General features: G+C 36.3%; 21 protein-coding genes. 6 read left to right on the top strand and 15 right to left on the bottom strand.

Going from position 1 to position 21027, the window contains the following annotated elements; genetic code table 11:
* Positions 1-34: 34 nt before the first annotated feature.
* The 8 genes from MP478_RS11290 to MP478_RS11325 form a co-directional block, all read right to left on the bottom strand.
* Entirely contained in the window at positions 35-442 is a 408-nt protein-coding gene (locus MP478_RS11290) for a GxxExxY protein (RefSeq protein WP_230040979.1), read from the bottom strand.
* Between the two features lie 30 nt (positions 443-472).
* Complete coding sequence (gene fahA, locus MP478_RS11295; protein ID WP_230040978.1) at positions 473-1720, bottom strand: fumarylacetoacetase; 1248 nt, start codon at positions 1718-1720, stop codon at positions 473-475.
* A gap of 56 nt (positions 1721-1776) precedes the next feature.
* On the bottom strand, positions 1777-2238 hold the full coding sequence (locus MP478_RS11300; protein WP_230040977.1) for a hypothetical protein: 462 nt from the start codon (positions 2236-2238) through the stop codon (positions 1777-1779).
* Between the two features lie 73 nt (positions 2239-2311).
* Complete coding sequence (gene hppD, locus MP478_RS11305; protein WP_230040976.1) at positions 2312-3442, bottom strand: 4-hydroxyphenylpyruvate dioxygenase; 1131 nt, start codon at positions 3440-3442, stop codon at positions 2312-2314.
* A 239-nt stretch (positions 3443-3681) separates the two neighbouring features.
* Positions 3682-4473 (bottom strand): hypothetical protein, encoded by a 792-nt coding sequence (locus MP478_RS11310; protein ID WP_257200509.1) that lies wholly within the window; start codon positions 4471-4473, stop codon positions 3682-3684.
* Positions 4474-4610: 137 nt separating this feature from the next.
* A complete protein-coding gene (locus MP478_RS11315; protein ID WP_230040974.1) occupies positions 4611-5885 on the bottom strand; it encodes an acetyl-CoA hydrolase/transferase family protein in 1275 nt (424 codons plus the stop codon).
* Positions 5886-6083: 198 nt separating this feature from the next.
* The gene (locus tag MP478_RS11320; RefSeq protein ID WP_257200510.1) at positions 6084-7595 is read right to left on the bottom strand and encodes a succinate CoA transferase; all 1512 of its coding nucleotides are present in this window, start codon (positions 7593-7595) and stop codon (positions 6084-6086) included.
* A gap of 408 nt (positions 7596-8003) precedes the next feature.
* Positions 8004-9155, bottom strand: coding sequence for a homogentisate 1,2-dioxygenase (locus MP478_RS11325; protein ID WP_257191536.1), 1152 nt, complete (start codon positions 9153-9155; stop codon positions 8004-8006).
* A gap of 124 nt (positions 9156-9279) precedes the next feature.
* On the opposite strand from MP478_RS11325, the gene MP478_RS11330 reads away from it, so the two are divergent.
* Entirely contained in the window at positions 9280-11349 is a 2070-nt protein-coding gene (locus MP478_RS11330; RefSeq protein WP_257200511.1) for a TonB-dependent siderophore receptor, read from the top strand.
* A complete protein-coding gene (locus tag MP478_RS11335) occupies positions 11346-11807 on the top strand; it encodes a thiol:disulfide interchange protein (protein WP_257191538.1) in 462 nt (153 codons plus the stop codon). Before MP478_RS11330 ends, MP478_RS11335 begins: the two co-directional genes overlap by 4 nt.
* A gap of 767 nt (positions 11808-12574) precedes the next feature.
* Here the strand turns inward: MP478_RS11335 and MP478_RS11340 are convergent.
* Complete coding sequence (locus tag MP478_RS11340; RefSeq protein WP_257191539.1) at positions 12575-13051, bottom strand: cupin domain-containing protein; 477 nt, start codon at positions 13049-13051, stop codon at positions 12575-12577.
* 3 nt (positions 13052-13054) lie between these two features.
* Positions 13055-14044, bottom strand: a complete 990-nt coding sequence (locus tag MP478_RS11345) for an NADP-dependent oxidoreductase (RefSeq protein ID WP_257200512.1) — start codon at positions 14042-14044, stop codon at positions 13055-13057.
* Positions 14045-14221: 177 nt separating this feature from the next.
* On the opposite strand from MP478_RS11345, the gene MP478_RS11350 reads away from it, so the two are divergent.
* Positions 14222-14611: a helix-turn-helix domain-containing protein gene (locus tag MP478_RS11350; protein WP_257200513.1), complete on the top strand. Its 390-nt coding sequence runs from the start codon at positions 14222-14224 to the stop codon at positions 14609-14611.
* 69 nt (positions 14612-14680) lie between these two features.
* Here MP478_RS11350 and MP478_RS11355 read toward each other — a convergent pair whose 3' ends face one another.
* The 4 genes from MP478_RS11355 to MP478_RS11370 form a co-directional block, all read right to left on the bottom strand.
* Positions 14681-15535 carry a glycine betaine ABC transporter substrate-binding protein gene (locus MP478_RS11355; RefSeq protein WP_257200514.1) on the bottom strand — a complete coding sequence of 285 codons (855 nt, stop codon included), beginning with the start codon at positions 15533-15535 and terminating at the stop codon, positions 14681-14683.
* 1 nt (position 15536) lies between these two features.
* Entirely contained in the window at positions 15537-16364 is an 828-nt protein-coding gene (locus MP478_RS11360; protein WP_230040965.1) for a proline/glycine betaine ABC transporter permease, read from the bottom strand.
* A 1-nt stretch (position 16365) separates the two neighbouring features.
* Positions 16366-17616, bottom strand: a complete 1251-nt coding sequence (locus MP478_RS11365; RefSeq protein ID WP_257191543.1) for a glycine betaine/L-proline ABC transporter ATP-binding protein — start codon at positions 17614-17616, stop codon at positions 16366-16368.
* Positions 17617-18154: 538 nt separating this feature from the next.
* On the bottom strand, positions 18155-18520 hold the full coding sequence (locus MP478_RS11370; protein WP_230040962.1) for a DUF1304 domain-containing protein: 366 nt from the start codon (positions 18518-18520) through the stop codon (positions 18155-18157).
* 65 nt (positions 18521-18585) lie between these two features.
* Between MP478_RS11370 and MP478_RS11375 the strand changes: the two genes are divergently transcribed.
* From MP478_RS11375 to MP478_RS11385, 3 genes are all read left to right on the top strand, one after another.
* Positions 18586-19158, top strand: a complete 573-nt coding sequence (locus MP478_RS11375; protein ID WP_257191544.1) for a Crp/Fnr family transcriptional regulator — start codon at positions 18586-18588, stop codon at positions 19156-19158.
* Between the two features lie 63 nt (positions 19159-19221).
* Entirely contained in the window at positions 19222-19650 is a 429-nt protein-coding gene (locus tag MP478_RS11380) for a DoxX family membrane protein (protein WP_257200515.1), read from the top strand.
* A 7-nt stretch (positions 19651-19657) separates the two neighbouring features.
* Entirely contained in the window at positions 19658-20101 is a 444-nt protein-coding gene (locus tag MP478_RS11385) for a carboxymuconolactone decarboxylase family protein (RefSeq protein WP_230040956.1), read from the top strand.
* Between the two features lie 250 nt (positions 20102-20351).
* Here MP478_RS11385 and MP478_RS11390 read toward each other — a convergent pair whose 3' ends face one another.
* On the bottom strand, positions 20352-21026 hold the full coding sequence (locus MP478_RS11390) for a type 1 glutamine amidotransferase domain-containing protein (RefSeq protein WP_257191546.1): 675 nt from the start codon (positions 21024-21026) through the stop codon (positions 20352-20354).
* Position 21027: the final 1 nt, after the last annotated feature.

A 21027-nucleotide genomic window follows, 5' to 3' on the forward strand; every position in this document is an offset into this window, starting at 1 on the left:
AAGTTTTAAGTAAAATAGCTTTAATTTTTAAAGTTTAAAAAAGCATATCATAATATTGATTCACAAAAGTTTCCTGTCCTTCATGATAGATGTTTTTTACATTAAAATTGATCAGAATGCCTTTGGGTTTCTTCATTAAGTTGATATAGTTTAGAAGTTGAGCTCGATGAATTTCGTTTAATTTTACGACTGACTTTAATTCTACCACAATTAAATCTTCAATTAGAAAATCACAAAAGAAATCACAATTAATTTCTTTTCCTTTATAGTGTACAGGAACTTTCAGTTCAGATTTGAAATTAATATTTCTTAACCTGAACTCTTCCTCCAGGCACTTATGATATACACTTTCCAGTAAACCGGCGCCTAGAATTTTGTGAACTTCTATGCAGGCGCCGTTTATCTTATAAGTCAGATCTGTTAAATATGATTGTGTAACCATAAATTCTTTTGTGACTTTTGTGGTTAAAATTTAAAGCGTTGGGATAATTTTACCTGAAACTTCACCAAAGCCTACTCTTATACCATCTTTCTCAGCCCATGCTTTCATGGTAACGGTATCATTGTCTTCAATGAATTTTCTTTCTTCTCCGTTGCTTAATGATAAAGGATTTTGCCCTCTCCATGTCAATTCAAGCATAGAACCGAAAGATTTTGGATCGCTCCCTGAGATGGTACCACTGGCATACAGATCACCTACCTCCACGTTGCATCCGTTTACGGTGTGGTGAGCCAGCTGTTGTGTCATATTCCAGTACATGTGCTTGTAATTGCTTTCACTGATCAGGTTTTGCTCCCCATTTTCAGGCTGGATATAGACTTCAAGATTAATATCGTAGTTTTTGTCTCCTTCAAATTTTAAATAGTCTAAGACCTCAGGATCTTGTGTAGGAGAAGCGGTTCTGAATGGTTCTAGCGCTTCAAGGGTAACTACCCATGGTGAAATAGATGAACCGAAGTTTTTAGCAAGGAAAGGCCCTAGCGGCACATACTCCCAAGACTGGATGTCTCTTGCAGACCAGTCGTTGAAAACTACCATTCCAAAAATAGCATCTTCAGCGTCTTTTGTAGAAATGCTTTCTCCCATCTCTGTATTTTTGTTGATGATGAAGGCCATTTCCAGTTCAAAATCTAATTGTTTACAAGGACCAAAAACAGGCTTTTCCACATCTGCAGGCTTCATCTGACCTTTAGGACGGTTAATATCCGTTCCGGAAATTACGATAGAAGAGGCTCTTCCATGATAACCTACCGGTAAGTGTTTCCAGTTTGGTAATAAAGCATTGGCGGGATCACGGAACATTTTTCCTACATTGGTAGCATGTTCAATGCTGCTGTAGAAATCCGTATAGTTCGGAATGTGCAGTGGCATCATCATTTTCACTTTGTCAAGATCATAAAATGCTTCTTCAATGGTTTTCTGGTCTTTTGAAAGAGCAGAACCTTCCTGTAATAACGTTTGGATTTTTGTACGAACAGCATTGGTCACCGGTTTGCCCAGTTCAATAAATTCGTTGATGGTGTATGCTTCAAAAACATTGTCGTCCAATCCTTCAATATCTTCAAAATACCCAAGATCATATAAGGTTGCCAGATCAATAACCTGATCTCCGATCCTTGTACAGCATCCGATGTATTCTTTATTAAAAACTGCGACTCCGAAAGGGATATTATGTATAGAAAAATCCGAATTTGAGGAATAGTCTACAAATGATTTCATAAGTTTAGATTTAAGTTAGATTAAAATACTATCCTGGGAAACTGCTGTCTCAGGATTTATTTTGCCTTCTTCGAGTAGGATTCTTCATCAATCCACCGGTCTCTGGTATTGACATCAATGAGATAAAGAATATCCTTCTGCTTAGTGAGCATCAGGGTTTTAGTTACCGGTAACGGAATTTTTTTATCTTCAAGCTTATCGGCTCTTAAAGAAATAATGTTTTTCTTTCTGATGATGTCACCTGTAAAAACATTGGAACTGCTTTCTCCGGTAGCTTTATCATCAAAAACTTCTACATAAGTGGCATCATTTCCTTTGATAATAATAAAATCTCTTTCTGTATGGTCTGTCTCATCTTTAATGAAAACAAACTTTTTATTGTCAATATTTACATTGTCGAGATTCTGATTGATGCCTTTTCTTTCTTCAAGTTTGGTAAGAATTGCATCCAAAGTTCCATACTGAGCTTTTAAGCCTAATGTTCCAAGAAATAGAATTCCTATTAAAAATTTTTTCATATGCTGTGTGTTTTTATAAAAAAGTTTTGTCAAGACTCTGACATCCTGACAAAACTTAGTATATATTGTAAAATTAAAGATTTCCTCTTCTGTCCTGTTCTCTTTCCAGTGCTTCGAATAACGCTTTGAAATTTCCGGCACCAAAACTCTGTGCACCGTGCCTTTCAATGATTTCAAAGAATAGGGTAGGGCGGTCTTCTACAGGTTTAGTGAAAATCTGAAGTAAGTACCCTTCTTCATCATGATCAATAAGTATACCTAAACTCTGTAATTTTTTAAGATCTTCATCAATATGACCTACTCTTTCAGGAACCATATCATAATAAGCTTCAGGAGGAGCGGAAAGGAACTCTACACCACGTTTTTTTAATTCTGTTACTGTGTGGATAATATCTTTTGTAGCAACAGCAATGTGCTGTACACCTTCTCCTTCATAGAAATCAAGGTATTCTTCTACCTGAGATTTCTTTTTACCTTCTGCAGGCTCATTGATAGGGAATTTTGCAAACCCGTTTCCGTTAGACATTACTTTAGACATCAAAGCCGAATATTCTGTGTTGATTTGTTTGTCATCAAAGGAAAGGATATTCACAAATCCCATTACTTTTTCGTACCATTCTACAGTAGGAATCATTCTGTTCCAGTCTACATTTCCTACACAGTGGTCTACATACAATAACCCGGCTTCTTCAGGGTTGTAGCTGCTTTCCCACTTTTCATATCCTGGCATGAAAGCTCCTTTATAGTTTTTTCTTTCAATAAACATGTGAATCGTTTCTCCGTAAGTATAGATTCCGGACATTCTTACTTCACCATGTTCGTCAGTCATTGTTACAGGCTCTAAATAAGGTTTTCCGCCTCTTTTTGTAGTTTCTTCAAAAGCTGCATAAGCATCATCTACCCAAAGTGCCAAAATTTTCACTCCGTCACCATGTTTTTTTACGTGTTCACTGATTGGAGAATCAGACTTAAGCCCGGTAGTTAAAACCAATCTTATTTTTCCCTGTTGAAGAACATAAGAAGCACGGTCTCTTACTCCTGTTTCAGGTCCTGCATAAGCTACAGACTGAAAACCAAAAGCGGTTTTATAATAATGGGCAGCCTGTTTTGCATTTCCTACATAAAACTCAATATAATCCGTACCGTTAATTGGTAAGAAATTCTCTGCTTGAGCAATTTTTTCGGCAAATGTTAGTGTTGACATATTTTCTTTTTACTTTTATTTTATTGGTATGCAAATTACAAAAATCTTGGACATAGGGAAAATAATAAACAGAAATCCGGGTGTTTATTTAACATAAAATTAAAGAAGAGTTCATTTAAGTATATTTAAGTTTCTTGGTTTAGGAACGGACCTCCTACATTTGTAATACAAAAGACAAGTGAAAAAAAATATTTTCGAACATGAAAGCCGCAGAAGATCTTCTGCGGCTTTCTTATTTTTTATAGGTCTTCTATTTTCCTGTTTAAGCTTCCTGCATCAGGATTGTAATTATCCCAGATCTTCCAGGTGTCATCCACTTTTCTGATAAAGTAAATCTGAGTGCTGAGCTGATTGACAAAATGCTCTTCGCCCGTTTCTCCTACTTTGAATAAAAGATTCCAGAATTCCTGAGATTCCAGTATTTTTTTATCGGGTTCATCTGTAACAATATGAATGTCAAAAACTTCATAATTGGAACGGTTGTTTTTTGTGACCAGCTGAAAATCTTTTTCACACAATTCTTTACTGAACTGTGAAACTCTTTCTAAAAATGGAGAATCATCAAATACCAAATCTTTGAAAAGTCGAGTGTTATGATTAGGAAAATGTTTACAGAATTCAAAAGCTGTGGAACAATAATCATAAACCATTTGCGTCAGAAATGAGTGATCATCAGCTTCTTTATTCTCCTGTGTTTTATGTCTTAGAGATAGGATATAATCATTAAGATCCTTATACCCCAGAAAGATACATATCTTATCCAGCGTTTTTAAAAATCTAAGATCGCTATGGGTTTTATCCTGATAGTCGTTTTCAAAAAAACGCTGTAATGTAACGTGTGAAATAGTGGTTCCTATTTCGAATTTTTTTCCTCCTTTCAGTTCTTCTGATTCAGATAATTCTTCTTTGATAATTTCGGATAGGATAATATAATGGCTTCTTTTCCATTCATTCACATTCCCCAAAACAGAATTCCTTACCTTCGAATGCTTTTCAACTTCTTCTCGTATCGAATTATATATCGTTTTCAATTTCCTTGTTTTAGAATGATTTTATCAAAAATACTGCCAAAAAGTTAATGTTTTTCTTATGATTAACTTGTCTTGGCATGAAAATATTTTTTTAGATTCTAAATAAAAGTACATTAAAAATTTTATTTATTTGATTATTAATGTTTAAATCTTTCGAAAGCGGCTCTTTCCAGCATTTCCCTGTCATCAGGGTGAGCAATACTAATAAGCTCTTGCGCCCTCTGACGAAGGTTCTTGCCATACAGATAAGCTGTTCCGTATTCGGTCACTACATAATGAATATGTCCCCTGGTAGTTACTACACCAGCTCCCTGTTTAAGATAAGGGACAATTCTGGAAACTCCTTTTCGGGTTCTTGAAGTGATGGCAATGATTGGTTTTCCATCTTCCCCCAATGCTGCTCCTCTCATAAAGTCCATTTGTCCTCCGATACCGCTGTATTGCATGGTGCCTATGGAGTCGGCACATACCTGGCCGGTAAGGTCAATCTCAATAGCTGAGTTAATGGCTACCATTTTTTTATTTTTCATAATGTTGATGGGGAAATTAACTTCACTTACATCCCGGAATGCAAACACCGTGTTGTCGTCCACATAATCATATAATTTTCTGGTTCCAAAGCAGAAGCTGGTAATGGTTTTATTATCGTTATAGCCTTTATATTTGTTGTTAATTACATCATTCTGAATAAGATCAATGACTCCGTCGCTGAGCATTTCGGTATGAATTCCCAGATCTTTGTGATTACCCAGACACTTTAAAACAGCATCGGGAATTGTTCCTATACCCATCTGAAGGGTAGACCTGTCTTCAATAAGCTCGGCCACATTTTTACCTACAAGCATTTCTTCAGGACCTACTTTGGAACCATAATCTACTGTGGGAAGTTCTTCTTCATGCCATACCAGTTTATGGATCCTGCTGATGTGGATCATTCCGTCACCGTGGGTTCTGGGCATTTTTGGATTAACGATAGCAACGATTATTTTTGCCGTATCCACGGCCGATCTCGCAATATCTACAGAAGTTCCCAGCGTACAGAAACCATGTCTGTCAGGAGGTGAAACGGTTATTAAAGCCACATCTAAGGGCAGTATGTTTTTTCTGAATAAAATAGGAATTTCGCTGAGAAATACGGGAACAAAATCTCCTCTGTCTGAATTGACAGCATCACGAACCGGCGTGGAAACAAATAAAGAATTGACAAAGAAACTGTCTTTATATTCCGGTTTTGCAATTTCTACATTTCCCTGTTGGGTAATAGAAACCATTTCCACATTTTCCAACCGGTGAGATTGTCTTGCCAGCTCATCAATAAGGTAGTTAGGAGTACATGCACTGCCATGGAAAAATACCCGGTTTCCACTTTTGATAGTATATATTGCTTCTTCAGCGCTTATGTAATTATGCATATTTTACTTTTTTTGATATTAATTTTTTATCTCATAAAACACCTGTCTTCTTTCAAAGATAAGCTTTATCAGCTTTACTTATTCTAAATATTCTATGCATATTAGGAGATTTTTATCATGCTGAACATAAGGAATTCAAATAAAAAACAAAGGACCGAACGCAATACATTCGGTCCTTTGTGAGGGTATACTTAATTTTTAATTTAAAATAGGGACTTCGGTTTTCTGTTTCATACTTCCTGTTTCAGAAAATCGCAAATGCCAGCTGAAAGCTTCTTCAAGTACATGAGGAGTATGGCCACCTCTTTCACAGGCTCTGTGAAAGTAGGACTGCAGCTCTTCCTTATAATCTGGATGCACACAGTTGTCAATTATTTTTTGAGCCCTTTCTCTGGGAGCCAGGCCTCTTAAATCAGCCAGTCCGATGTCGGTCACCAAAATGTCAACATCATGCTCTGTATGATCGGTGTGAGAAACCATAGGAAGTACATGGGAAATATTGTTTCCTTTGGAAGCAGCCTGGGTTACAAAAATACTTAAGTAAGCGTTTCTTGCAAAATCTCCGGAACCTCCGATTCCGTTCATGATTTTTGTCCCACCGATATGGGTGGAATTTACATTTCCGTAGATATCAAATTCTATTGCAGTATTGATGGCAATTACTCCCAATCTTCTGATCAATCCTGGGGTATTGGAAATATTCTGGGGTCTTAAAACAAATTTTTCCCGGTATTTTGAAAGGTTTCCCATTACTCTTTCATAGCATTCTTTAGAAACAGTAATGGAAGATGCGGAAGCAAAACTTAGCTTACCGGAATCTATGAGATCAAAGGTACTGTCCTGAAGCACTTCAGAAAACATAGTAAGGTCATAAAAATTACTGTCCTTAAATCCTGTAAGAACGGCATTGGCCACTTTACCAATCCCGGCCTGAAGAGGAAGTAGCCTATCGGTAAGACGTCCTAAAAGAACTTCATTTTCAAAGAAGCCCAGGAGATGTTTTGCAATAGCGGTTGTTTTTTCATCGGGTTCTGCTATATCTGCAGGGCTGTCTTTAAGGTTGGTAAAAACAATAGCCTCAATTTTATCAGGATCAATGGGAATACTTTTTCTTCCTATTTTGTTCCATGGAGCGACAATGGGAATAACATTTCTGTAAGGATAGTCTTCAGCCTGGTAGATATCGTGAATACCATATACTTCTTCAGGAACTTCGGTATTGATCTCGATGATGACTTTTTTAGCCAAAGCTGCAAAAGTGACTGAGTTTCCTACAGAAGTGGTAGGGACAATGCTTCCGTCTCTTTCAATATAGGCTGCTTCAATCACCGCCAGATCAATAGTCTGTAGGTTTTTAGTGTGAAGCAGTTCGGCACTTTCACTTAAATGCTGATCAATAAATAGAATTTCTCCATTATTAATCTTATTTCTTAAAATAGGATCTACCTGGAAGGGCATCCTTTTCTTTAGAACATTAGCCTCTGCCAATTTACCGTCGGTACCATGCCCTAATGAAGCTCCGGTCATTAAAGTGACCTTAATGTCTTCTGTTTTTCCTCTTTCTGCGAGTGCCGGCAAAATTGCTTTGCTGTCACCCGCTTTTGTAAATCCGCTAGATCCTATGACCATACCGTCTTTAATCATTTTTACAGCATTTTCAGCTGTTGTCACTTTTTGGTGTAGACTTTCTAATCTGATTCTTTCTAACATGTAATCTTGATTTTGTGGTAACCACCATTATTTAGAATATGTTATGAAAAATAATAGTGATTATAAATGGTAACCATCTCCTACAAATTTACGAAAAAGACCCTTTAAATAAAGCACTTTAAAGGGTCTTTTATATGTATTCAGCAATACTTTTCTATGAAATTGTTTAGGCTTTTACGATTAGATAGATCTGTCAGAATTTTTAAACAAAAATTCACAAAAGCTTTATGTTTAAACGTTTTAGTCTACCTAAGGAAGTTAATAATAATGTTGTCTAAAGTACATCTTAGAAGGAAATTTTCGATTTTCAAAAACTTAAGTGCCCTTCTTTGTGAAATTATATTCACTTTGTAAAACTTAGGGCTTAATTTTTTTGTGGTTGAGACTAAAGCATTACAATCGTTTCAATTATTCCAGCCATGATGTTTTATAGGACGGATCTTCTACCTTTAAAGCCTCTTCTGTAATTTTCAGAGGACGGAAAGGGTCTACCATTACGGCATATTCTTCAGTAAATTTTTTACCGATACTTCTTTCCATAGCACCTGGATGAGGCCCATGTACAATTCCACCCGGATGAAGCGTGAAATCCATCAGGTCAATGTGGTTACGGCTCATAAAGTCTCCTTCGGTGTAGAATAAGACTTCATCAGAATCAATATTGGAGTGATTGTAAGGAGCCGGAATAGCCAGTGGATGGTAATCATACATTCTGGCGCAGAATGAGCATACTACAAAGTTATGGGCTTCAAAGTTCTGGTGTACCGGTGGGGGCTGGTGAATTCTTCCCGTAATCGGTTCAAAGTTTTTGATATTGAATTTATAAGGATAAAAATATCCGTCCCAGCCTACGACATCAAATGGGTGTGTTGCATAAATGAAGTCTGTAATCTGGTTTTCTTTTTTTACTTTAATTAAAAACTCTCCTTTTTCATCTTTAGGCTCTTTGAAAACAGGAGCAATCATGTCTCTTTCGCAGAATGGCGAGTGTTCCAAAAGCTGTCCGAATTCATTTCTGTATCTTTTGGGAGTATAAATAGGAGAATGGCTTTCCAGAACAAAAAATACTGTATTTTCAGACTGTAACTCCACCTGATAAATGGTTCCTCTCGGAATAATAAGATAATCACCGGTCCCGAATTCAAGATCTCCTACAAAGGTTTTTAAGATACCGGCTCCTTCATGAACGAATAAAAGCTCATCACATTCGGCATTTTTGTAGAAATAGTCCATTGATTTTCTTGGTTTTGCCAATCCCATTTTCAGATCATTATTCATCAAAAGGATTTTTCGGCTGTCCATAAAATCATCTTCAGGAGTTACATTCATTCCCTTGAACATTCTGGGCGTAATATTTTTTTCTACCGCAATTTTCGGTGTCACATCCTTAGGCTCCCCAATTGATTTTATCTGGGTAGGGCGATGGATGTGATAGAGCAGAGAAGAGATACCGTGAAAGCCTTCTGTTCCGAAAAGCTGTTCATAGTAAAATTTATCTTCCGGAGACTTAAAGATGGTATGTCTTTTTGGTGGGATGTTTCCCGATAAATGATATCTCATTTTACTTTTATATGTAGTTTCTCAAATTTAATCATTTTTCATGAATTGACTCAAACCAAAATATTAAGTTTGAAGTTTTGTTTTTCAAAAATAATTGTTAGATTTGTCTAACAATTTTAATTTCATGAAGCGAATATTATTTTCTATTACTTTTTTATCATCCTATTGTTTCTCTCAGGAGACAGATAGTTTAAGTTTACATCAAAATAAAAATATAGATTCAACCGGAATTTCCAGAAGAGAAATTAAAACCAGCAGTATTGAAGATGTAGTGGTTACCGGAACCATAAAACCGATGAGCAGGTCCAAAAGCCCTGTGGCAGTAGAGATCTACAGTCAAAAATTTTTTCAGAAGAATCCCACTCCAAGTATTTTCGAAGCCATCGCTATGGTAAACGGAGTAAAACCTCAGCTGAACTGTTCCGTTTGTAATACAGGTGACATTCATATCAATGGGCTGGAAGGTCCTTATACCATGATTCTGATTGACGGAATGCCTATTGTAAGTTCGCTTTCTACGGTATATGGATTGAGTGGAATTCCGAACAGCCTGGTGGATAGGATAGAGGTGGTAAAGGGGCCGGCTTCTTCTATTTATGGTTCTGAAGCAATGGGAGGAGTAATTAATATTATTACTAAAAATGCATTGACTGCCCCAAAATTGAGCGTGGATCTGATGACCACAACATGGAGTGAGAACAATCTGGATCTCTCTACCAAGTTTAGTGTAGGGAAAAATGCTGCGTCATTATTAAGTTTAAATTATTTCAGTTTTCAGGAAAAAATAGATCAGAACAAAGATAATTTCACCGATGCCACCTTACAGAGCCGGATTTCTGTTTTTAACAAATGGAATTTTAAAAGAAAAGAAAACCGCCAGGCGAGCTTTGCCATGAGATACCTATATGAAGACCGTTTCGGAGGAGAAATGCAATGGAATAAATCTTACCGCGGAAGTGATAAAGTGTATGGGGAAAGTATATATACCAACAGAGCCGAGGTTTTCGGTTTGTATGAATGGCCTGTAAAAGAGCATATTGTGACTCAGTTTTCTTACAATTATCATGACCAGAATTCTTTTTATGGAACTAATCCTTTTAATGCGCTTCAAAAAGTGGCTTTTGTACAAACGTATTGGGACAGAAGTTTTGGAAAACATGATATCACAGCCGGACTTACTTTTAAAAGAACATTTTATGATGACAATACACCGGGAACTCTGAAAGCAGACGGGATAACCAACGCACCGATGAAATCTCCGATCTGGGGAGCATTTATTCAGGACCAGTGGGAGATCAATGACAAAAACACCTTGCTGTTGGGTTACCGATATGATTATGATAAAGTACATCATTCGGTGCATTCCCCAAGATTAGCGTGGAAGTTTTCACCGAATCCTTATCATACTTTGCGTTTCAACTTTGGAACGGGGTTCAGGGTCGTGAATTTGTTTACCGAAGATCATGCAGCTTTAACGGGTTCCCGTGAAGTAGTCGTAAAGTCTGACCTTAAACCTGAAAGGTCGGTTAATGGAAACCTGAACTATATCTGGAAAATTCCCGTGGGTACCCGTATGGTGAATCTTGATGCTTCTGCATTTTATACCTATTTCAGTAATAAAATCGTAGGTGATTTTGATGCTGATCCTAATAAAATTATTTATGATAATCTTCACGGATATGGAATTTCACGAGGGGCTTCACTGAATGTAGATTTTAGCTTCAGCTTTCCTTTAAGTGTCAACTTAGGAGTAACTTATCTTGATGTATATCAGAAATTTGATAATGAAAATCAAAAAACACAACAATTACATGCCCCAAAATGGAGCGGGACCTATAACCTGACGTATAAATTTCCAAGTAATATTACGGTAGATTTTACCGGGCAGTTTTATGGGCCGATGAGACTTCCTGTATTACTTAATGATTTCCGTCCGGAATATTCACCATTCTATTCTTTGGCCAATATTCAGGTTTCAAAGAGCTTTACATCCGGCTTTGAAGTGTATTGCGGAGTAAAAAACTTATTCAATTTTACGCCCAAAGATCCTTTGATGAGACCGTTTGACCCATTTGACAATCATGTTGATGATCCCATCAGCAACCCCAATCATTATACTTTTGATACGGCGTATGGGTATGCTCCCATGCAGCGTATCAGAGGGTTTTTGGGTGTAAAATATACTTTGAAATGAAAAAATTAGCTTTATTTTTAATGTTAGTGCCCTGTTTTTATCTGTCGCAGATGAAGACAGGCACTTTTTCTGAAGTAGAAGCTTTGCGAAAAGTAGAAGCTAAGCCTACTGTCATCCATCTTTATACAGACTGGTGTGCCATTTGTAAAATTGAATCTTTCCGTTTAAGTAAAGATAAAGACTTGGTTACAATGATGAATGAGCACTTTTATTTTATCAATTTTGAGGCAGAGAAAACGAAGGGAAAAATCCATTTCCAGAATCAGGAGTTTGACTATCTACAGAATGGGAATTCTGGAATCCATGAGTTGGCGCTGGCATTGTCAAAAAATAAAAACCAACCTGTATATCCGCTGTGGATCATCCTGGATAAAGATCAGAAGCTGATCTATTATCATGAGGGACAGTTTACTGCTGAAAAAATGAAACAGAAACTGTTGGAAGTTTCTGCTTTGTAAGGTGCTGTTTTTGGTTGGAAAATACAAAGACGCAAAAGGTTTTTACATACTTTATGCTATAAGACGCAAGGATTTTATCTGTGATAAAATTGAGTGCTGTTGATTATCATTATACTTATTTATGAGGAATATAATCCTTGCTGGAAATCTTTGATTTTCTTGCGTCTTAAAAGCTATTTATAATGAAACATCTTTGCGCCTTTGCGTTTTTCCAACACATTATAACAATCTCATTCAAATAATTGTTGGCAACGCAAAGACGCAAAAGGTTTTTACATACTTTACGTGATAAGACGCAAGGATTTTATCTGTGATAAAATTGAATGCTGTTGATTACCATTATACTTATTTATGAGGATATAATCCTTGCTGAAATCCTTGATTTTCTTGCGTCTTAAAAGCTATTTATAATGAAACATCTTTGCGCCTTTGCGTTTTTCCAACATATTATAACATAAATCTCATTCAAATAATTGTTGGCAACGCAAAGACGCAAAAGGTTTTTAGATACTTTATGCTATGAAGACGCAAAGATTTTATCTGTGATAAAATTGAGTGCTGTTGATTACGATTATACTTATTTATGAGGAATATAATCCTTGCTGAAAATCCTTGATTTTCTTGCGCCTTTGTGTTTGTCCAACTTACCTACAAAATCTTGTTCTTATTTCTCACAGACTACAGATTCCCCAGATTTTTTTATTTAATACATTTTTAAAATTTGTGAGAACTATTCCATTCTTTAAATTTTTAGATAATTAAATCTTTTAATTCTCTCCTTCAGCATCGATCAACACAGCCAGCTGAATGCAAGGTTCATCAGACCGGTTGCTCCACGCGTGATTTGTACCTCTTTGAATGACGATGTCTCCGGGCTTGAGAAGAGTTTCACCTTCTTCCATGATCAGATAGAGTTCACCGGAAAGAATAATGATATAATCCAGTGTAGGGGTCTGATGCATCATCGGATGAGGTTCATTGTCTTTAAGCTCAACTCCTAAATCTTTATCCGGAGGTACCACTACATATCTAAAATAAGTACCATTTTTTGGCGTTTGCGGAAATCCGGTATTAGGAATTGGGGCTTCAAAGTTTAAGCTTGCCGGTGCTTGTTGTGTATTCCATACATCAGAAATAATAAGCCCCGGGAAATGTTCTGCCACATTTTCTACCGGCTGATCTTCGAGAATAACAGATTTTCCGTCTTGAATTCCTGTTACGATTCTTCTTGGTATTTTGTTCATTGATTAATGTTTCATAATGAGTTTATGACCCTGGGCCTGATTGTTTTTTAAAACAGAATGTGCCTGCAGAACAGTTTCCAAAGAAAGATTTCCTATTATCTTATGCTGAGGCGGCGTAATAGTTCCGGTTTCGATGAGCTTTTTTATTTCAAGTAAACTGTTTTTGTAATACTCATATTTTTTGACCATTCCATACGTGTAATTGGAGATATTCATAATCAGACTTCCTTTGTTGAAAAGAATTTCATGAGCGTCTTTAGTGACTAAAGCTGTTACATCTACATAAGTTCCGTTGATCTTTAAAACTTCTGCCGTCACTTCTGACATGTAATTTCCTACCAGATCAATTCCAAACTCAAATGGCTGATTATTATTGGCTTTTAAAATGTTTTCAATAAGGGTTTCTTGTCTATAATTGATGATTTGATGATTTTTTAGCCCCATATTAAGCAGGATTTGTCTGTTTGCCTCACTGCCAACCGTTGCTGTGATCTTCCGGATATTATGGGCTAATAAAAGTTTAATCAAAAATGAACCAACGCCTCCGGTTGCACCCGTTATAAGAACTGTATTTTCTGGACTTAGTTTCAACCGGTTAAAAACCTGCAAAGAAGTAAGTCCTACTGAAGGAATGGAAGCCGCTTGTTCAAACGAAATATTCTTTGGTTTAAAAGAAACAATGGATTCAGGGACAACTATATATTCAGCATAAGTACCATTGCTTCCCATAGAACCACTACCACAATAGACTTCGTCACCGATATTAAATTGTGTAGCTTCGGGACCTTTGTCTACTATAATTCCGGATAATTCTCTTCCTAAGATCGGGGAACTGATTAGTTTTCGCTCAAGTTCGTTTTCCAGCATCTGATAATCGATGGGGTTGAATCCACTTGCTTTGATCTGGATTAAAACTTCATTATTCTTTACAGGTGGTTTTTCTACCATTCCATCCTCTAACTGAAAATTCTTATTTAAAATAACTGCTTTCATATGTTGATATTTATTTTTTTTCAAGGGCATATGCAATCGCATCGTCCTCACGATTGGTTGCGTTTGAGAAATCATTGCGATTTCATACTGTTAATATGATACACAAATGTAAAGAGGGAATAGTTTATATTTGCTACTAGTTAACAAATGGTAACTAGTTACCTTTATGAAACTATTATGGCAAAAATCATTGAAAACGGAATAGAAAGAGAAGCGAGCTGCACGGAAGAATTGTTCGCGATGCGTGATAGTCTGGATGTATTAGGCGGAAAATGGAAACTGATGATCCTGCGATATCTGACCAACAGACCTGATCAGAGAATTCATTTTAAAAAGCTGGAACGGGGTATTGAAGGAATCTCCGCCAAGATGCTGAGTAAAGAACTGAAAGAACTGGAGACTAACCTTCTGATCACCAGAACGATTCAGGATACAAAACCCATTACTGTAACCTATGCTGTTACCGAATACGGAAAATCAGTATTCCCGGTGACGGAAACATTGGTTAATTGGGGAGTACTTCATCGGGAGAAGATCAAAGAATCCATGAATGCTTCTGAATTATAAATTGATCAAAAAATCCTCAGACCCGGTGAAGAGTTGAGGATTTAGATGATGCTTAATTGCACCGTTCCGTTAATTTTTATCTAACCATAATTTTACCACTTCAGGATGTTCTTCCATCCATTTTATGGCAGTAGCTTCTTTATTTTTACTGTGTTCCATTTTGATTAGAAGATCAGCCATATGTTCATCATCAAAATGGAGTTTAGAAAAGAATTTTGCCAACTCCGGATGATCTTTACCAAAGCTTTTTCTGGCATATGTTTTAATCTGCTCTGCTTCGCCAAATGTCTTTTTCGGATCATTAAGAAACTTAAGTTTCATTTTTCCAAACATCCAGTGAGGCTGCCATCCTGCAACAACAATCCATTGTTTACGTTGTATGGCATTCTGTAATTCAGTGATCATGGCAATAGTAGAGGAGTTGATTTGTTTATAATCCAGTTTATAATCAATAATAGCCTGATCTGTTCCGGATGTCAATCCTGCTCCTTTCTCAATTCCAATGATCCTGTGATTGAACTGATCCTTATGCTGATTAAGTTCTTCAATGGAGGTAACAGGAATGTATTCCGGAACTACCAATCCTATACGGCCGCTTTCATAATTTGTTCCCATATTTATTAATCCCGGAAATTTAGCCACTTTTTTAGCGTGCGTATAAGGCAGCCAAACCCCCATGAAAATATCTGTATCTTCATTATTCATCGAAGCCAGAATCATATCTGTAGACGCTTTTTGAATAATTACATGATATCCCTGCTGATCCAAAATAGCTTTGGCAACATGCGTCATGGCAACATCTTCGGCCCAGCCGTCTACCATTCCGATGGTTATATACTTAGAGTTTTTTATATTTTCACATGAATTTAATACAGAGCATATTCCCATGAAAATTGGGAAAAATAGATATTTTAAACTTTTCATCTTATTGTTTTTTCTTTACAAATCCTTGAGTAATCCGGTCGAGGATAATAGCTAAAATCACAACTGATAATCCACTTTCAAATCCTAATCCGATGTCCAGATTATTAATTCCTTCCAATACTTTTTCACCTAAACCGCCTGCAGCAATCATTCCTGCAATAACAACCATGGATAAGGATAATAGTATCGTTTGATTAATTCCTGTTAAAATAGTTTTCATAGCTAAAGGAAGTTCTACTTTAAATAGAATCTGGCGGTTGGTAGCACCAAAAGCTCTGGCTGCTTCTACAATATCTTTCGGAACAGCTTCAATTCCCAATGTCGTTAACCGTACCGCTGGTGGCATTGCAAAAATGATCGTTGCAAAAGCACCGGGTACTTTACCGATACTGAAAAATAATACAGCAGGAATCAGATATACAAATGCAGGCATTGTTTGCATCAAATCCAGTAAAGGGCGGATGATTTTTGCTGCTATTTTGCTTTTGGCAGCCCAAATTCCTAAGGGAATAGAAATGATAAGTGCAGTAAGGGTAGCTACAAAAATTAGGGCAAGGGTTTCCATGGTTTCTTTCCATAATCCCATTAAAAATATTAAACTCAACCCTGCTGCAGTCACCACAGCGATGCCTTTTCCTGCTTTCCACAATGCCAGTAGCGTAAAAAAGAGAATGATAACATAAAAGGGAGTGTTTACCAGCACCCATTCAATCCCCATAATAGAGGCGTTTCCTATATGTTTTATGACATCAAATACAGGTTTTCCATTTTCTGTGAGCCAATTGATTGCAGTTTCTACATATTGACCTATATCTATAGTTTTATTCATCTTATTGATTGTTTGCGATTTCTTTTAATTCAATGATCTCTTCTTCGTTAAACTTTGTAGCTTCTATGATGAGAGATAGCTGGGTGATAAGACCTAAGAATTTATTGTTTTCATCTACCACGGCAATGGCTGATTTGTTTCCGGAAATTAGCGGTAACATTTCTTCTACAGTAACTTCCGGATAGACGGAAGGAACGTTGCTGTTGATCACCGATTCTACTGTGGGTTCTTTTTTCTTTGCAATCCGGACGATATCATTAAGCGTTACAAAGCCCAGAAATTTATTTTGAAAATCTACGACAGGTAAGTTTTCTAATCCTGTTGTTCTCATTTTTCTTAAAGCTCCTTCAGGTCCGTCTTTTTTGAAACGCACCACTGTAGCTTTGTCGAACATCAAAGATTTAGCAGTAATGATTGTTTTACGATCCACTTTCTCTACAAAAGCTTTTACATAGTCACTGGCAGGATTGGTTAAAATATCTTCGGCTGTTCCTATTTGTTCTATCACACCATCTTTCATAATGACGATACGGTCTCCAATTTTAATAGCCTCATCCAAATCATGGGTAATGAAAACAATGGTTTTCTGTAATGTATTTTGCAATTCAAGCATTTGATCCTGCATTTCAGATTTTATCAGAGGATCCAGTGCGGAGAAAGCCTCATCCATAAGCAATACCTCAGGATCGTTGGCCAGGGCTCTTGCTAATCCTACTCTCTGCTGCATTCCTCCTGAAAGTTGGGAAGGAAACTGATTTTCAAAACCATTTAATCCTACAATATCCAGGGCTTTCTGGGCTTTTTCATCACGGGAAGCTTTGCTTTCTCCTCTGATTTCAAGTCCGAAACCTGCATTGTCTAAAATAGTATGATGGGGTAGTAATCCAAATTTTTGAAATACCATACTCATTTCCGTTCTTCTTACTTCCAGAAGCTCTTTATTATTTTTACTGGTAATATCATCATCATTGATAAATACTTTTCCGGAGGTGGGCTCATTCAGTCTGTTGAGGCAGCGCAGTAAAGTAGATTTTCCACTTCCCGATAACCCCATAATCACAAAGAATTCACCTTCATAAATTTCAAAACTGGCTTTGTTGATTCCTACCGTACAACCGGTTTTTTCAAGAATTTCCTTTTTGGAAAAACCTTTGTCTAAAAGTTCCTGTGCTTTTTCTTTGTTTTTACCAAAAATAATAGTCAGATCTTCAACTTTAAGTTTTACTTTTCTACTGTCTTCATTTTTTTCCATATTCAGGGTTTTTCAATTAATAAATAGTATAAGAGATTGTAAACCAATCCGTTGTTATGCTTTATCTCAGTTGTTCTGCTGATGGCAATAGTAAAAAATAATCTATATAAGCTTCTGGTAATAAAAGCTTTTCACAAAAAAATAAGACCATAAAGACCTCAGGCCTTATGTTTATTTTAAATATGTCAATAGATTATACTCTAGAAAAAGAGTGTATCACGTAAAAAGAAATTAATCTTTTACATAGATTCTACAATTAAATTACTGATGAAGTAATAAAGATATGTGTACTGAACAACTTGAATTTCTACATTCCATCAAAATGCAGATCAGCATAAAAAATCTGTATATCAATTTCTTATGACGGTGCAAATTTACGAATTTTATATTAAATGGATTTTTTGAACCTTAAAAAGCTGGTTTTAAGTCTGGTTATGAACCGAGATATTCATAGAGATTTTACTCTTATCATTCAGGAGAAAAGAGTATTTACAATGTCCGTATTTTTAAGAAGATTTTTAAAATACGACCTATAAAATTATTTCAATAAAACAGCAATAATAGCCAGAATTGCAGGCAGAGCTTGTACAAAAAATATTTTCTTAGTGGCAGAAATGGCTCCGTAGATTCCTGCTACCGCAACACATCCTAAAAAGAAAAGGGCGATATTATCCTGCCATTGAGGATCTTTGATGAGAAACGACCATAGCAGCCCGGCAGCCAGAAAACCATTATACAAGCCCTGATTGGCTGCAAGCCCTTTAGTAGGCTTAAACATTTCTGCAGGTAACGCCGCCTTAAAAACTTCTTTTCCTTTTGTTTCCCAAGCAAACATTTCCATCCAGAGAATATAAATATGTTCTAACGCAACAACTGCTATCAGAATTTTAGCAATGAGTTCCATGATTTACTATTTTGTCATTGTAAAACTAAAAAAATAAAGTTAAGTTTGAGTATTTAAATCTAAAGATGGATAGTTTTAAGATACATTTAGACAAATTTATCAGTGTAACCGAAGAGGAATATATTTCTATTCTTTCTTTTTTTAAGGTGCTGGAGGTCAGAAAAAAACAAAATTTAATGCTTGATGGAGAAATTTGTAAACATATGTATTTTGTTAATAAAGGCTGTCTGAGAAAATTCTTTATCAATGAAAAAGGAGTAGAGCAAACTACTGAATTTGCGATAGAAAACTGGTGGATCACGGATACATTTGCTTATGAAAGACAAATACAGTCTGATTTTTCTATTCAGGCAGTGGAACATTCTTCCATTTTGGTCATAGACCTGGAAGATCAGGAGTTGTTACTGCAGAAGCACCCTGTGATGGAGCGCTATTTTCGAATGATCTATCAAAGGGCATATGCCGCATCAGAGAGGAGAATACGGTATTTGTATGAAATGTCGCGGGAAGAATTATATGTTCATTTCAGTACATTGTATCCTTGGTTTATTCAAAGGATTCCACAATATCTGATTGCTTCTTTTTTAAATCTTACTCCGGAATATCTCAGCGAAATCAGAGCAAAATTACGATCTTAAACCAGTTTAAGATTTTTATCATTTATAATTTGGAAATTTGTCATGTTATTAAAAGCCAATACAATGATGAATCAACAGAATCAATTTCCGCAGTTATTTTTAAGATTAGCCCTTTCAGTGACTATGCTCTCTGCAGTAGCAGACAGATTTGGCTTTTGGGGCGCCAACGCTGCATGGGGAAATATGGCCAATTTTGAAGCATACACAAGAAAACTGACATTTTTTCTTCCCGAAGCTTTAAGTACGATTTCCGCATATGCAGCAACACTTTTGGAAACCCTTCTTCCGCTGATGCTGATTTTAGGATTTAAAACAAAAATTGCAGCCTATGGAAGCGGCCTTCTTCTGCTGATTTTTGCGGTGTCAATGACTATTGCATTGGGATTCAAAGCCCCTCTTGATTATTCTGTTTGGGTAGGATGTGCAGGGGCATTTTTATTGGCTTCTCAGCAACAATATTCTTTTAGTATAGATCAATTAACCAAAAAATAATATCATAATGAGCGCAAGATTAAATATTGCAACAGTAGATTCAGCAGCGTATAAAGCGATGATGGGGTTGGAAGGATACCTACAGACTATTTCTTTAAACCATATCCAGAAGGAATTAATTAAAATCAGGGCTTCACAGATTAATAAATGTGCTTTTTGCCTTGATATGCACACTAAAGATGCCATTAAATATGGTGAAACTACTCAGAGAATTTTTATCCTTGACGGATGGAGAGAAGCCAAAGAATTATTTACAGAAGAGGAACAGGTACTGTTGGAAATGACAGAAGAGATCACTTTAATCAGTCATGCAGGATTGACGGAAGAGACTTTCCAAAAAGCTAAGTCAATTTTTGATGAAAATCAGATCGCACAGATCATCATGGCTATTGTAACCATCAATGCATGGAACAGAATTGCAATAAGTACCCATCTTCCAGTTGCAAAATAGAAATAAAGTAAGGTCGCAGGAAGCATGGAGAAAGAAATTTATGAGGATGAAATCATTGCTTACCATTTACTTTATAAAAGAGCTTTTCAAAACTGAAAAGCTCTTTTTGTATAAAACAATGAGACGGAGTAGCTCTGTCCTGTATTAATTGTAAAATTTGTGAGCGTTATCGAGAACATAAGTATTCTTTTTCACAAACATCTTAACTTTTACTTCTTGAGTGTTGGGTTTTGGGATTAAAAATGAATTGTTATTTATTTAATTCTTTTAAAATTGCTTCTCCGACGCTTTTTGCAGATTGCGGATTCTGTCCTGTGATCACTCTTTGGTCCGTTACTACATGATTCTGCCAAAGACCTGATTTTTCAAATTTTGCTCCTCTTTCTTTTAGTTTATTTTCCAATAAGAAAGGAACAACATCTGTTAATTTTACTTCAGATTCTTCTTCGTTGGTAAAAGCATTGATTCTCTTTCCGTCAACGAGGTATTTTCCATTGTTAAGTTTGATATTAACCAAACCTGCAGGGCCATGGCATACGCCTGCTACAATACCACCATTTTCATAAATTGCTGAGGCGATACTTGCTAATTCAGTATTATCTGCAAAATCCCACATTGCTCCATGCCCTCCTGCATAAAATATGGTTGAATAATCTTTAGGATTAACCTGGGATGGAGTCAGAGAATGATCAATCTTATTTTTGTATTCTTTATTTTCCCAAAACTCTTTGTTTACAGGATCTTTTAGATCGAATCCATCTACCGGAGGTGTTCCGCCTTTAGGGCTTACAAAGTCGATCTCATAGCCCGCCTGGTGAAGAACTTCCCATGGATGAGAAACTTCTCCCAAATAGTATCCTGTGTCTTCACCAGTATTGCCTTTCTTATCATGGCTGGTTACGACAAATAAAATTTTCTTTTTCATA

Source organism: Chryseobacterium sp. WG14, from assembly GCF_024586945.1.
Classification (GTDB): domain Bacteria; phylum Bacteroidota; class Bacteroidia; order Flavobacteriales; family Weeksellaceae; genus Chryseobacterium.

Coding starts and splice junctions, on each gene's coding strand:
- MP478_RS11355 (WP_257200514.1), bottom strand. CDS start 15,535: ATGAAAAGTTTAAAATATCTATTTTTCCCAATTTTCATGGGAATATGC.
- MP478_RS11350 (WP_257200513.1), top strand. CDS start 14,222: ATGGCAAAAATCATTGAAAACGGAATAGAAAGAGAAGCGAGCTGCACG.
- MP478_RS11370 (WP_230040962.1), bottom strand. CDS start 18,520: ATGGAACTCATTGCTAAAATTCTGATAGCAGTTGTTGCGTTAGAACAT.
- fahA (WP_230040978.1), bottom strand. CDS start 1,720: ATGAAATCATTTGTAGACTATTCCTCAAATTCGGATTTTTCTATACAT.
- MP478_RS11320 (WP_257200510.1), bottom strand. CDS start 7,595: ATGTTAGAAAGAATCAGATTAGAAAGTCTACACCAAAAAGTGACAACA.
- MP478_RS11335 (WP_257191538.1), top strand. CDS start 11,346: ATGAAAAAATTAGCTTTATTTTTAATGTTAGTGCCCTGTTTTTATCTG.
- MP478_RS11330 (WP_257200511.1), top strand. CDS start 9,280: ATGAAGCGAATATTATTTTCTATTACTTTTTTATCATCCTATTGTTTC.
- MP478_RS11385 (WP_230040956.1), top strand. CDS start 19,658: ATGAGCGCAAGATTAAATATTGCAACAGTAGATTCAGCAGCGTATAAA.
- MP478_RS11315 (WP_230040974.1), bottom strand. CDS start 5,885: ATGCATAATTACATAAGCGCTGAAGAAGCAATATATACTATCAAAAGT.
- MP478_RS11340 (WP_257191539.1), bottom strand. CDS start 13,051: ATGAACAAAATACCAAGAAGAATCGTAACAGGAATTCAAGACGGAAAA.
- MP478_RS11390 (WP_257191546.1), bottom strand. CDS start 21,026: ATGAAAAAGAAAATTTTATTTGTCGTAACCAGCCATGATAAGAAAGGC.
- MP478_RS11290 (WP_230040979.1), bottom strand. CDS start 442: ATGGTTACACAATCATATTTAACAGATCTGACTTATAAGATAAACGGC.
- MP478_RS11365 (WP_257191543.1), bottom strand. CDS start 17,616: ATGGAAAAAAATGAAGACAGTAGAAAAGTAAAACTTAAAGTTGAAGAT.
- MP478_RS11345 (WP_257200512.1), bottom strand. CDS start 14,044: ATGAAAGCAGTTATTTTAAATAAGAATTTTCAGTTAGAGGATGGAATG.
- MP478_RS11360 (WP_230040965.1), bottom strand. CDS start 16,364: ATGAATAAAACTATAGATATAGGTCAATATGTAGAAACTGCAATCAAT.
- MP478_RS11325 (WP_257191536.1), bottom strand. CDS start 9,155: ATGAGATATCATTTATCGGGAAACATCCCACCAAAAAGACATACCATC.
- hppD (WP_230040976.1), bottom strand. CDS start 3,442: ATGTCAACACTAACATTTGCCGAAAAAATTGCTCAAGCAGAGAATTTC.
- MP478_RS11375 (WP_257191544.1), top strand. CDS start 18,586: ATGGATAGTTTTAAGATACATTTAGACAAATTTATCAGTGTAACCGAA.
- MP478_RS11300 (WP_230040977.1), bottom strand. CDS start 2,238: ATGAAAAAATTTTTAATAGGAATTCTATTTCTTGGAACATTAGGCTTA.
- MP478_RS11380 (WP_257200515.1), top strand. CDS start 19,222: ATGATGAATCAACAGAATCAATTTCCGCAGTTATTTTTAAGATTAGCC.